9 protein-coding genes are annotated in these 12293 nt (G+C 74.3%); 7 read left to right on the forward strand and 2 right to left on the reverse strand.

Annotated features, from left to right (window positions below):
- Positions 1-27 precede the first annotated feature (27 nt).
- Positions 28-1581 carry an HtaA domain-containing protein gene (locus tag AMK13_RS40095; protein ID WP_074006431.1) on the forward strand — a complete coding sequence of 518 codons (1554 nt, stop codon included), beginning with the start codon at positions 28-30 and terminating at the stop codon, positions 1579-1581.
- A 54-nt stretch (positions 1582-1635) separates the two neighbouring features.
- Positions 1636-3282, forward strand: coding sequence for an HtaA domain-containing protein (locus AMK13_RS40100; protein WP_074006432.1), 1647 nt, complete (start codon positions 1636-1638; stop codon positions 3280-3282).
- An 82-nt stretch (positions 3283-3364) separates the two neighbouring features.
- Here the strand turns inward: AMK13_RS40100 and AMK13_RS40105 are convergent, their stop codons facing one another.
- Together AMK13_RS40105 and AMK13_RS40110 are read right to left on the reverse strand one after the other, a co-directional pair.
- On the reverse strand, positions 3365-4033 hold the full coding sequence (locus AMK13_RS40105) for a biliverdin-producing heme oxygenase (RefSeq protein WP_074006433.1): 669 nt from the start codon (positions 4031-4033) through the stop codon (positions 3365-3367).
- Positions 4034-4247: 214 nt separating this feature from the next.
- Positions 4248-4739 carry an inorganic diphosphatase gene (locus AMK13_RS40110; RefSeq protein WP_030244505.1) on the reverse strand — a complete coding sequence of 164 codons (492 nt, stop codon included), beginning with the start codon at positions 4737-4739 and terminating at the stop codon, positions 4248-4250.
- Positions 4740-4815: 76 nt separating this feature from the next.
- Here AMK13_RS40110 and dacB point away from each other — a divergent pair, with 76 nt between their 5' ends.
- The 5 genes from dacB to ftsH all read left to right on the forward strand — a co-directional run bounded on the left by dacB (position 4816) and on the right by ftsH (position 12268).
- The gene (gene dacB, locus AMK13_RS40115) at positions 4816-6471 is read left to right on the forward strand and encodes a D-alanyl-D-alanine carboxypeptidase/D-alanyl-D-alanine endopeptidase (protein ID WP_074006434.1); all 1656 of its coding nucleotides are present in this window, start codon (positions 4816-4818) and stop codon (positions 6469-6471) included.
- Between the two features lie 301 nt (positions 6472-6772).
- Positions 6773-7945 carry a zinc-dependent metalloprotease gene (locus AMK13_RS40120; protein WP_049659916.1) on the forward strand — a complete coding sequence of 391 codons (1173 nt, stop codon included), beginning with the start codon at positions 6773-6775 and terminating at the stop codon, positions 7943-7945.
- Between the two features lie 285 nt (positions 7946-8230).
- Positions 8231-9358, forward strand: a complete 1128-nt coding sequence (gene tilS, locus AMK13_RS40125; protein WP_074006435.1) for a tRNA lysidine(34) synthetase TilS — start codon at positions 8231-8233, stop codon at positions 9356-9358.
- A gap of 71 nt (positions 9359-9429) precedes the next feature.
- Positions 9430-9984: a hypoxanthine phosphoribosyltransferase gene (gene hpt, locus AMK13_RS40130; protein WP_049654051.1), complete on the forward strand. Its 555-nt coding sequence runs from the start codon at positions 9430-9432 to the stop codon at positions 9982-9984.
- 229 nt (positions 9985-10213) lie between these two features.
- Entirely contained in the window at positions 10214-12268 is a 2055-nt protein-coding gene (gene ftsH / locus AMK13_RS40135; RefSeq protein WP_074006436.1) for an ATP-dependent zinc metalloprotease FtsH, read from the forward strand.
- The last annotated feature ends 25 nt before the right edge of the window (positions 12269-12293 follow it).

Raw genomic sequence — 12293 nt, forward strand, 5'->3', positions numbered from 1 at the left:
CCCATGCCTCCTGAGGAGTGATTCGCCGTGCCCCTGTCCAGCCGGCTCCGCCGTCTGGCCGCCGCCCTGGTGGCCTCCCTCGCCGCCCTGCTGGCCGTGGGCCTGTCGCCGGGGCCGGCGGCCGCCGCCGAGGGCAGGGTCTCCGGCGGACGGCTGGACTGGGGCATCAAGCAGTCCTTCCTGACCTACGTCACCGGGCCCATCGCCAAGGGGAGTTGGGGGCTGACCGGCGGCGCGGCCACGGTCGGCGGCAGCACCTTCCGGTTCCACTCGGCGAACGGCACGTACGATCCGGCGGCCGGCGCGCTGACCGCCGCCTTCTCCGGCGGCGTGCGGTTCACCGGGCACCAGGAGGGCGGCTCCGACGCGCTCGACCTGAGCATCGGCCGGCTCACCTTCAAGGCCGTCCAGGGCGGCGCGGCCGGGCTGTACGCCGACGTCAGCAGCAAGTCCAAGGAGACCGGGCAGGTCAGCAGCGCGAGCCAGGCCAAGCTGGCCGACCTCTCGCTGGCCGGCGTCGACCTGCGCGGCGCGGCCGGCACCCTGACGCTGAGCGGTGTCCCGGCGACCCTCACCGACGCCGGGGCGAAGGCCTTCGGCGGCTTCTACCAGGCCGGCACGGCCCTTGACCCGCTCAGCCTCTCGGTCAACCTGCCCGCCGCGCAGCCGACGCCGGCGGCCCCCGCCCCGACGTCCGGCGCGGCCGCCACGGCCGCGCCCGCGACCATACCGCCGGCGACCGCCCCGTCGCCGACCGAGCCGGCCGCCCCGCTGGCCACCGAGCCGGCCGCCCAGGCCCCGGCCCGTACCGGGTTCGCCAACGGCGCCCTCGACTGGGGCGTGCGCCGCACCTTCCGCGACTACGTCACCGGCGCGATCGCCCAAGGCCGTTGGGAGCTCGGCGGCGGCGCGGCCGACGGCGGCGCGTTCTTCCGCTGGACCCCGGCCAAGGGCGCGTACGACCCGGCGACCGGCGAGCTGACCGCCGCCTTCACCGGCACCGTCCGCTTCACCGGCATGCGCGCCGGCGACGGCTACGGCCTGGACCTCACCCTCGCCAACCCGGGCGTCAGCGTCTCCGGCGGCCAGGGCCGACTGCTCGCCGATGTCTCCGGCCGGACCCCGGACGGCGGCACCCGGCAGCTCCCCGGCGTCGAGCTGGCGACCTTCGACCCGGCCGGCCTCAAGGCCGAGGGCGGCCTGCTGACGGCCGTCGAACTGCCGCTCACGCTCGCCGAGGGCGGCGCCGAGGCCTTCGGCGGCCTGTACCCGGCGGGCACCGCGATGGACCCGCTGAGCTTCGCCGTCGCCCTCGACCCGGCCGCCGCGCTGCCCCCGCTGCCCGACCTCGGCAGCGCCCCGGCCACCCCGCCGGGCGCCGTCGCGAGCCCGCCCGCCTCCCCGGCCGCCGCGCCCGTCGCCGCGTCCTCCCCGGACGGCGTCCCGGTGCCGGCCGTGGTCGGCGGCGCGGTGCTGGTGGCGGCCCTCGCCACCACCGGCGGCCTGCTCGTCCGCCGCCGCCGGGCGGCCGCCGCGGCCGGGGCCCCCGCCACCGGGCCCGACGCCGACGACGCGGCCTGACCCCTCCGGGAGCGTCCCCCCGCTCCCTCCCCCCATCCGAACGGAGTACCCAGCATGTCCCGCAACCGCACCCGGCTGGCCGCCCTCGCGGCCGCCACCGCCGGCCTCGGCCTGACCGCCCTCGGCGCCCCCGCACTGGCCTTCGGCGCGGGCGGCCCGAGCAGCGTCACGTACGACACCGGAGCGCTGGACTGGGGCGTGAAGGCCAGCTTCCGCAGCTACATCGAGGGCCCGGCCTCCCAGGGCGGCGCGATCGAGCTGACCGGCGGCGCGACCCGCAACGCCGACGGCACCTTCCACTTCGGCCTGGCGAACGCGGCGTACGACCTCACCACGCACGCGCTCAGCTCCTCCTTCACCGGCGGCGTGCACTTCACCGCCCACCACGGCGCGCTGGACGTCGCGCTCAGCGACCTGCGGATCACCACCTCCGGCACCACCGGCACGCTGACCGCCGACACCGCCTCCAAGGAGTCGGTGGGCGCCGCCGACGTCACCCGCCGGGACGACGTGCCGCTGGTGACGTTCACCGTCGCACGGGACACCACCAACGGGACGCCCGCCGCGGCCAAGCTGACCGAGCAGGGCGCCCGGGCCTTCGCCGGCTTCTACCCGGCGGGGGCGGACATGGACCCGCTGTCGCTGCTGCTGAAGCAGAGCCCGGCCACGACCCCGCCGACCGTGCCGCCGACCGCGACGGCCACCGCCACGCCGTCCGCCACCTCCTCGCCGAGCACGGGCCCGACCGGCAGCCCCACCGGCAGCCCGAGCGCGAGCCCCACCGCCACGGCCACCGGCACGCCGACCGCAGCCCCGTCGTCCGGCACCCCCTCGGCCGGCTCCTCGCCGTCGGCCACCCAGGCGCCCGGCGCCACCGCCTCCCCGTCCGCGAGCGGGGGCCCCGGCACGGCCCCGGCCACCCTGCCGGTGGTGAACGGGACGCTGGACTGGAAGGTCAAGGAGAGCTTCCGCACGTACCTGGAGTCCCCGATGGCCGCCGGGAAGGTCGAGTTCGGCGGCGGCGCGGCCGACTACCGCTTCGGCGGCGCCACCGGCGCCTACAACACCACCGACCACTCCCTGAGCGCCGCCTTCAACGGCTCGGTCCGCTTCCTCGGCCACCCCGGCAAGGACGGCTGGGCGCTGGACACCACGCTCTCCAAGCTGGGCCTGACCATCGACCGGGACGGCGCCTTCCTGACCGCCGACGTCAACGGCAAGTCCCAGGACGGCGGTTCGACCTCGCTGAGCGGTGTCAGGATCGCCCGGCTGGACGTCCCGGCCGCCGCCCTGAAGCCGGTCGGCGGCGTGGTGACGCTCTCCGGCGTGCCGGCCACGCTCACCGCCGAGGGGGTGCCGGCCTTCTCCAACTACCCGGCCGGTACGGCCCTGGACCCGGTCAGCGCCACCCTCGCCTTCGACAAGGACGCCAAGCTGCCGCCGGCCGGCTCCTCCGGCAACGGCAACGGCAGTGCCGGCGGCGGTTCCGCGGCCGGCGGCGGCCAGGGCACCGGCAGCGGTACCTCCGGCGGGGCCTCGCTGACCACCGGCGGCCTGAGCGGTACGGGCGGCGGCTCGCTGGCCGCCACCGGCGCGGACACCCCGGTGGTCCCGCTGCTGGCCACCGCGGCCGGTCTGCTGCTGGTCGGCGGCAGCGCCACCGTCCTGGTGCGCAACCGCCGTGGCGCGGTCCAGGCCTGACGCCCGGACGGAGTGCCGAAACGGCCCCGGCGAGCAAGCGCTCGCCGGGGCCGTTTCCCGTGACCGGGGTAAGGAGGAACGTTTACGCACTCAGCGGGTAGCGCGTGTCCAGGTCGCGGAAGACCGCCCCGTTGAGCACGAAGGCCCGCTTGCACTCCTCGACCACCCGGCGCCGCTCGACCTCGTCCATCGCCTCCCCGGCCGCGTCCAGCTTCGCCCGGTACCCGCGCTTGAAGGCGGCCGGGTTGTCGACCTCCTCGAAGACGTAGAACCGCACGCCGTCGCCCTTGCGCTCGAAGCCCCAGGTCTTCTCCGCTATGCCCCGGATGATCTGACCGCCCGACAGGTCGCCCAGGTAGCGGGTGTAGTGGTGCGCGAGGTACCCGGCCGGCCACTCGGCGGCCAGCTCCTCCAGCCGGGCGACGTACGCGGCGGTGGCCGGCAGCGGGGCCAGGCCGTCCCGCCAGTCGGGCCCGCGCAGGTGCGCCAGGTCGCGCTCGATGGCGGCGGTGCGCAGCAGCGACCGGTCGATGAAGGGGCCCGCCAGCGGGTGCTCCGCGAGCTGCTCGGCCCGGTCCTCCAGGGCCCGGTAGACGTACCAGAGCTGGCCGGTGAGGTCGGCGTACGCCTCGATCCCGAGACCGCCGCCCAGCAGCCGGCTCATGAACGAGGACTGTTCGGCGGCCTCGTGCTCCTCGCTGCTGGCGGTGCGGAGCACGGTGGAGAACGGGGCGGGCGCGGGCGTGGGCATGCGGCCTCCAGGGTCCGGGATCGGCCGGTGGGAATCGGCTGAATATGTGGTTAGCCTAACCTAACTTCACGTCTTGCCGACAGGCTGTCGGCAAGACGTCCCGTCCCCGGACACGACAGAGGCCGGGGTCCGCGGACGAATCCGCGAACCCCGGCCCCGGGCTGTCCCGACCTGCCTCCGACCGTCCCCGGCCGAGTGGGATCGGAACGACGGCTCAGTGGCCGCCCTGCTCCGCCAGACGCTTGATCGAAGCGGTGACCTCGGCCTCGGCCTCGGCGCGGCCGACCCAGTTGGCGCCCTCGACGGACTTGCCCGGCTCCAGGTCCTTGTAGACCTCGAAGAAGTGCTGGATCTCCAGGCGGTCGAACTCCGACACGTGGTGGATGTCGCGCAGGTGCTCCCAGCGCGGGTCCGTCGCCGGGACGCAGAGCAGCTTGTCGTCGCCGCCGGCCTCGTCGGTCATCTGGAACATGCCGATGGCGCGGCACTTGATGAGGCAACCCGGGAAGGTCGGCTCGTCCAGGATGACCAGGGCGTCCAGCGGGTCGCCGTCCTCGCCGAGCGTGCCCTCGACGTAGCCGTAGTCGGCCGGGTAGCGGGTCGAGGTGAAGAGCATCCGGTCGAGCCGCAGACGGCCGGTCTCGTGGTCGACCTCGTACTTGTTACGAGAGCCCTTCGGGATTTCGATAAGGACGTCGAACTCCAACGGTTCCTCCAAGGTAGGGACTGACAGAATCCAAGTGTCTCCTACGGGAGCGGGTGCTCGGGAAAGGGGCCGGTCGGTGGGCACAGGGGGAGGGGCGGCGGGCCGCCGCGGGGGGACGGCCGCGGGGCTGTTCGGAGCGGCGCTCCTGGTCGTCGGTACGGTCCTGACCTCGGGTGGTGCGGTCGCGCAGCCGGCCCCGCCGCCGGGCGGGCACAGCGCCGGGCCGGGCGAGGGTGAGGACCACGACGGACCGAACGGCCACGGCGGGAGGAAGGGCGAGCACGGGAAGGGCGGCGCCGGTCCCCGGTCGAACGACGACCCGGGCGCCGCGCCCGCCCGTCGGGCCGCGCCGCCCGCCGCGCCCACGCCCGCGGCCTCCGTGCCCGGCGCCTCCGTGCCCGCCACCGGGGGTGGCGACGCGTCCGCTGCGCGCCCGGCCCCCGCGCCGGGCGCCGTCCTGGCCGCCGTCGAGGGCGGCCCGGGCGCCGCCGTCCCCACCGCGCAGGGCCTCCGGCAGGCGCTCGCCGCCGCGCTCGCCGACAAGAACCTCGGCGAGGTCACCTTCGCCGTCGCGGACGCCGGCACCGGCCAACTCCTGTACGGCTCCGGGGAGAACACCCCCGCCACCCCCGCCTCCACCACCAAGCTGGCCACCGCGGTCGCGGCCCTGTCCCTCATCCCGGGCGACACCCGGCTGCACACCCGGGTGGTCCAGGGCGCGGCCCCGGGCACCATCACCCTGGTCGGCGGCGGCGACCCGACGCTCACCGCGCTGCCCGCCGACCAGGTGCAGATCGGCGGTCAGCCGGCCGACGCCGACACCGCCCCCGCCTCACTGGACTCCCTCGCCCAGCAGACCGCCGACAGCCTCAAGAGCCTCGGCACCACGACGGTCCAGCTGGACTACGACCTGTCGATGTACGCGGGCGGCCCGCAGCACAGGAACCACGACGCCCAGAACATCGCCCTGGTGGTCCCGCTGATGGTGGACGAGGCCAAGGTGGACCCGAAGAGCCGGGAGGACGCGCCGGACCGGGTCGCCGACCCGGCGGCCGCGGCCGCCGAGGCCTTCGCCGCGCTGCTCCGGGCCCGCGGCATCACCGTGACGGGCAAGGCCGGCCCCGCCGCCGCGCCCGCGCCCGCCCCGACCGCCACCGGCACGGCGCCCCTCGGCGACGTCTTCTCGCCGACCGTCGCCCGGCTGGTCGAACGCCTGCTGACCACCTCCGACAACCAGCTCGCCGAGGCGATCGCCCGTCAGGTCGCCATCGCCGCCCACCAGCCCGCGAGCTTCGAGGGCGCCGCGGCCGCCGTCACCCAGGAGCTCACCCGGCTCGGCGTGCCGATGGGCACCGTGGTCCTCAACGACGGCAGCGGCCTGCACCCGGGCAACGCGATACCGCCCGCCGTCCTGGTCCGACTCCTCGCGCTGGCCGCCTCCGAGCAGCACCCCGCCCTGCGCCCGGTGCTCACCGGCCTCCCGGTCGCCGGCTTCACCGGCACCCTCAACAAGCGGTACGGCTCCGGGTCCGGCGCCGCCGACGCGGCCGGGCTGATCCGCGCCAAGACCGGCACCCTCAGCGGCGTCAACACCCTCGCGGGCACCGTCGTCGACGCCGACGGCCGCCTGCTCGCCTTCGCCGTCATGACCCGTACCGCCGCCCCCGCCGACACCGCTCGCGCCGCCATGGACCGCGTCGCCGCCCGCCTCACCACCTGCGGCTGCCACTGACCCGGCGCTGCCCTTCAACAACCACGCCGCCGCGAGGCGCGCACCGCTCCGCCGCCCACCGTCGGGCACGCCCCGGGACCCCGTCGGCTCCCGGTCGCGGCCGGGAGGTGCCCTCCCACCCCCGCCGCGAGGCGCGCGCACCCCGCCGCCGCGCACCGGTCCGCCGCCCACCGCCGGGCACGCCCCGGGGCCCGGCCGGCTCCCGGTCGCGGCCGGAGACCGGTGGGGCCGGGGCCCGTTGGGGAGAGGTGTTCGCGGCGGGTGGCTGCCGTTGGTGGTGGGGAGCACGTACGGTGAGGGCATGACGAGCGCGAGTGGCGGTGCTGACATGGTCGACTGGAACCTCGCGGTCGCAACCGCGACCAGGTTGGTGCGGCCGGGTCCGGAAGTGAGCCGGGAGGAAGCGGCGGCGGTGGTCGCCGAGCTGCGCCGGCACGCCCTGGAGGCGGAGGAGCACGTGCGGGCGTTCACCGGCATGCGTTCGTCCAGCCTGTCCCAGGCCGCGGCGACGCCGGTGCTGGTGGTGGACCGTCCGGGGTGGATCCGGGCCAACGTGGCGGGCTTCCGCACGGTCGTCCAGCCGCTGGTGGAGAAGCTCCAGGCGCGTCGGGCGAACAGCACGGCGGCCGGGGTGTTCGGCGCGGTGGGCGAGAAGGCGACCGGGATCGAGGTCGGGGCGCTGCTGGCGTTCCTGTCCACCAAGGTGCTGGGCCAGTACGAGACCTTCGCCCCGGCCGAGCCCCCGCTGGAGGCGCCGGACAGCCCGGCGGCGCTGTTCGACAAGCCGCGGCTGGGGCCGGAGGGCCCCGGGCCGGGCCGGCTGCTGCTGGTGGCGCCGAACATCGTGCACGTCGAGCGGGAGCTGGACGTCGACCCGTCCGACTTCCGGCTCTGGGTCTGCCTGCACGAGGAGACGCACCGGACGCAGTTCACCGCGGTGCCGTGGCTGCGCGACCACATCCAGTCCGAGGTGCAGTCCTTCCTCGCCGAGACGGACGTCGACCCGGGCGCCCTGCTGGAGCGGCTGCGGGACGCGGCGGGTTCGCTCGGCGGCCTGCCGGGTGGCGGCAGCCGGGAGGGCGCCTCCTCCGGGAACCTGCTGGAGATCGTCCAGTCGCCCGCGCAGCGCGAGATCCTCGGCCGGCTGACGGCCGTGATGTCGCTGCTGGAGGGCCACGCGGACGTGGTGATGGACGGCGTCGGGCCGGCCGTGGTGCCGACGGTCGCCGAGATCCGGGAGAAGTTCCAGCAGCGCCGGGACCGCGGCGCCAACCGGCTCGACCTGCTGCTGCGCCGGCTGCTCGGCATGGACGCGAAGCTGCGCCAGTACCAGGACGGCGCGGTGTTCGTGCGCGGGGTGGTGGAGCAGGTCGGCATGGAGGGGTTCAACCGGGTGTGGACCTCCCCGAACACCCTGCCCACCAAGGACGAGATCCACGACCCGGCCGCCTGGGTGGCCCGGGTGGCGCGCTGAGCGCGGTCGTGACGCGGGCGCGCCGTACGCCGGACGGCAAGCGGCGCGCGCCGGTCAAACCCGCTCGTACGAGTGGTCCAATCAGGCCGACGACGAGTGAAGAAGCGTTTCTTCATTCACCCGAACGTGGGACGGTCGACCTGCCGGGGGCGCGGGTGGCGTAGTGGGTGGCCACTATCTGCCACCATCTGTGAGCGCCCGGTAACCGGGTGCTCATGCGGGTGCGCGGTCCCCGCCGCGTCCGCCGCACGTCCTGTCCCCCCCTCCGTCGAGGAGTCGTCCGCCGTGGGTCCTCACCCCGCCGTCGCCGCGATACGCCTGGCCGTTCGCCGTACGCTCACCGACCTCGCCGCCGAGGCCGGTTCCACCTTCACCGCGCCCGTGCGCCGGCCCCGGGAGCGCCCGGCCGGGGCGCCGCTGGTGGGTGCCGCGGTCGGCACCACCCTGATCGGCAACGCCGCGCGCCACCCCTCCGGGCTGCCCCGGACCCCGGCCGCGCCCGGCTCGCCGCTGGTCCTGGTCGCGGTCAGCGGCGGCGCCGACTCGATGGCGCTGGCCATCGCCGCCGCCTTCGAAGCCCCCAAGATCGGCCTGCGGGTCGGCGCCGTCACCGTCGACCACGGCCTCCAGGCGGGATCCGCCGAGCGTGCCGCCCAGGTGGCCGACCGGCTGCGCAGCCTCGGCCTCGACCCGGTGGAGGCGGTCCCGGTCCGGGTCGGCCGCGCCGGGGGCCCGGAGGCCGCCGCCCGGGACGCCCGCTACGCCGCCCTGGACGCGGCCGCCGACCGCCACGGCGCGATCGCGGTGCTGCTCGGCCACACCCGGGACGACCAGGCCGAGACCGTGCTGCTGGGCCTGGCCCGCGGCTCCGGCTCCCGCTCGCTGGCCGGGATGCCCGCCCAGAAGGGCCGCTACCGCCGCCCGCTGCTGGAGCTGGACCGGGCGGCCACCCGGCAGGCCTGCGCCGCCCAGTCGATCCCGGTCTGGGACGACCCGCACAACTGTGATCCCGCCTACACCCGCTCCCGGGTCCGCCACGAGGTGCTGCCGGTCCTGGAGAAGCACCTGGGCGGCGGGGTGGTCGAGGCGCTGGCCCGCACCGCCCGGCTGTTCCGCGACGACGCCGACGCCCTCGACCAGTGGGCCGCACTGGCCGAACGCGACCTCCGTACGGGCGACGGCGCCCTGGACGCCGTGAAGCTGGCCGAACTGCCGCCCGCGGTGCGCCGCCGGGTGCTGCGCCGGGCCGCGCTGCGGGCGGGCTGTCCGGCCGGGGACCTGTTCGCCCGGCACCTGGAGACGATCGACCTGCTGGTCACCGGATGGCGCGGACAGGGCCCGCTGCACCTACCCGGGGGCGTCGAGGCCACCCGCAGGTGTGGCACGCTGGTCTTTCGGCGGCAGGGCGACTGACGGGCGAGGCATGCCCAGGGGGAGCCGACCGCCGGCCACACAGACCCCGAACGTTTGAGGACGTATCCCCGGTGGACCAGAACGACATGGGCGCTGACCTCGCGAAGGTGCTCATCAGCAAGGACGAGATCGACGCCAAGCTCCTGGAGCTGGCCGAGCGAATCGACCGGGACTACGCAGGCAAGGACCTGCTGATCGTCGGCGTCCTCAAGGGGGCTGTGATGGTCATGGCCGACCTGGCCCGGACCCTGCACTCGCAGGTCACCATGGACTGGATGGCCGTCTCCTCTTACGGGATGGGCACCAAGTCCTCCGGTGTGGTGCGGATCCTGAAGGACCTGGACACCGACATCGCCGGCCGTGACGTCCTGATCGTCGAGGACATCATCGACTCCGGTCTGACGCTGTCCTGGCTGCTCGGCAACCTGGGCTCGCGCGGTCCGGCCTCGCTGGAGGTCTGCGCGCTGCTCCGCAAGCCGGACGCCGCCAAGGTCGAGATCGACGTCAAGTACGTCGGCTTCGACATCCCCAACGAGTTCGTGGTCGGCTACGGCCTGGACTACGCGGAGAAGCTGCGCAACCTCCCCTTCATCGGGACCCTCGCCCCGCACGTCTACGGCGGCTGACGGCCCCGTTCGGGTTACGGGCGGGAACAGTAGGCCGTTCCCGCCCGTTGGACCCCCGGGGACAAAGAACCACAGCCGTCTCGCCGTGCTCCCGCCATGGGTGGGTCCGACTGCGGTACGGTCCAATAAACCGCTCTTCACATGAGCACCAATCGGATTGCGCCGCGGCCCAACAGCCCCCCGGCGCCGTTGAGTGGCAGGAGGGACGGGGCGGCAACGCCCCGCATGGATGGACGTCAAGCGATACTTCCGTGCGCCGATCATGTGGATCGTGCTGGCCGTCCTCGCCGTCATCGTGCTGATGCAGGTCGTTTCGGACTCCAACGGCTACAAGACGGTGGACACCGGTCAGGTCGTCGCGGCGATCGACGCGCACAACGTCAAGTCGGCGCAGATCACCACCGGTGACTCGAACACGATCAAGATCCAGCTCAAGGACGGCGCCACGCTGCCCAGTGCCGGAACGGGCAAGACCCCGTCCGGTACCAAGTTCCAGGCCTCTTACATCGGCGACCAGGGTGTCGCCATCGCCGACAAGCTCCAGGCCCAGGTCAACGACAAGGACGCGAGCACGCTCGCCGAGGGCTACACGATCAGCCCGGAGAAGCAGAGCACCTTCGTCAGCCTGCTGCTGTCGATGCTCCCGATCGTGATCATCGTCCTGGTCTTCCTGTTCCTGATGAACCAGATGCAGGGCGGCGGCTCCAGGGTCATGCAGTTCGGCAAGTCCAAGGCCAAGCTGCTCACCAAGGACACCCCGAAGACCACCTTCGCCGACGTCGCCGGCGCGGACGAGGCGGTCGAGGAGCTCCACGAGATCAAGGAGTTCCTCCAGGAGCCGGCCAAGTTCCAGGCCGTCGGCGCCAAGATCCCCAAGGGCGTGCTGCTCTACGGCCCGCCCGGCACCGGCAAGACCCTGCTGGCCCGCGCCGTCGCGGGCGAGGCCGGGGTGCCCTTCTACTCCATCTCCGGCTCGGACTTCGTCGAGATGTTCGTCGGTGTCGGCGCCAGCCGCGTCCGCGACCTCTTCGAGCAGGCCAAGGCGAACGCCCCGGCGATCGTCTTCGTCGACGAGATCGACGCCGTCGGCCGGCACCGCGGCGCGGGCCTCGGCGGCGGCCACGACGAGCGCGAGCAGACCCTCAACCAGCTGCTGGTCGAGATGGACGGCTTCGACGTCAAGGGCGGCGTGATCCTGATCGCCGCGACCAACCGCCCCGACATCCTGGACCCGGCGCTGCTGCGCCCAGGCCGCTTCGACCGCCAGATCGCGGTCGAGCGCCCCGACCTCCAGGGCCGGCTGGACATCCTCAAGGTGCACCAGAAGGGCAAGCCGATCGCGCCCGACGTCGACCTGTCGGCCGTCGCCAAGCGCACCCCCGGCTTCACCGGTGCCGACCTGTCGAACGTCCTCAACGAGGCGGCGCTGCTGACCGCCCGCTCGGACAAGAAGCTGATCGACAACGGCATCCTGGACGAGGCGATCGACCGCGTCGTGGCCGGTCCGCAGAAGCGCACGCGGATCATGTCCGACCGGGAGAAGAAGATCACCGCGTACCACGAGGGCGGCCACGCCCTGGTCGCGGCGGCCTGCCAGTACAGCGACCCGGTGCACAAGATCACCATCCTGTCCCGCGGCCGGGCCCTCGGCTACACCATGGTGCTGCCGGACGAGGACAAGTACTCCACCACCCGCAACGAGATGCTCGACCAGCTCGCCTACATGATGGGCGGGCGCGCGGCGGAGGAGCTGGTCTTCCACGACCCGACCACCGGTGCCTCGAACGACATCGAGAAGGCCACCGCGACGGCCCGGGCCATGGTCACCCAGTACGGCATGACCGAGCGCCTCGGCGCGATCAAGTTCGGCTCGGACAACTCGGAGCCGTTCCTCGGCCGCGAGATGGGCCACCAGCGCGACTACTCGGAAGAGGTCGCCGGGCTGGTCGACGAAGAGGTCAAGAAGCTCATCGACACGGCGCACAACGAGGCCTGGGAGATCCTGGTCGAGAACCGCGACGTGCTCGACAACCTGGTCCTGGAGCTCCTGGAGAAGGAGACCCTGAACAAGGAGCAGATCGCCGAGGTCTTCGCCCCGATCGTCAAGCGCCCGACCCGGCCGGCCTGGACGGGCTCCGCCCGCCGCACGCCGTCCACCCGGCCTCCGGTGCAGTCCCCGAAGGAGCTGGCGCTCACCAACGGCGCCGCCTCCGGCGAGGCCGCTCCGGTGGACGTCGTGAAGCTCCCGCCGCTGCCGGCCACCGAGCCGCCGACCGAGGGCTGACCCCCGCTCCGTAGGGAATGGATGC

It is taken from the genome of Streptomyces sp. CB02056, assembly GCF_001905545.1.
Lineage (GTDB): Bacteria > Actinomycetota > Actinomycetes > Streptomycetales > Streptomycetaceae > Kitasatospora.

Coding starts and splice junctions, on each gene's coding strand:
- AMK13_RS40100 (WP_074006432.1), top strand. CDS start 1,636: ATGTCCCGCAACCGCACCCGGCTGGCCGCCCTCGCGGCCGCCACCGCC.
- AMK13_RS40105 (WP_074006433.1), bottom strand. CDS start 4,033: ATGCCCACGCCCGCGCCCGCCCCGTTCTCCACCGTGCTCCGCACCGCC.
- AMK13_RS40120 (WP_049659916.1), top strand. CDS start 6,773: ATGACGAGCGCGAGTGGCGGTGCTGACATGGTCGACTGGAACCTCGCG.
- ftsH (WP_074006436.1), top strand. CDS start 10,214: ATGGACGTCAAGCGATACTTCCGTGCGCCGATCATGTGGATCGTGCTG.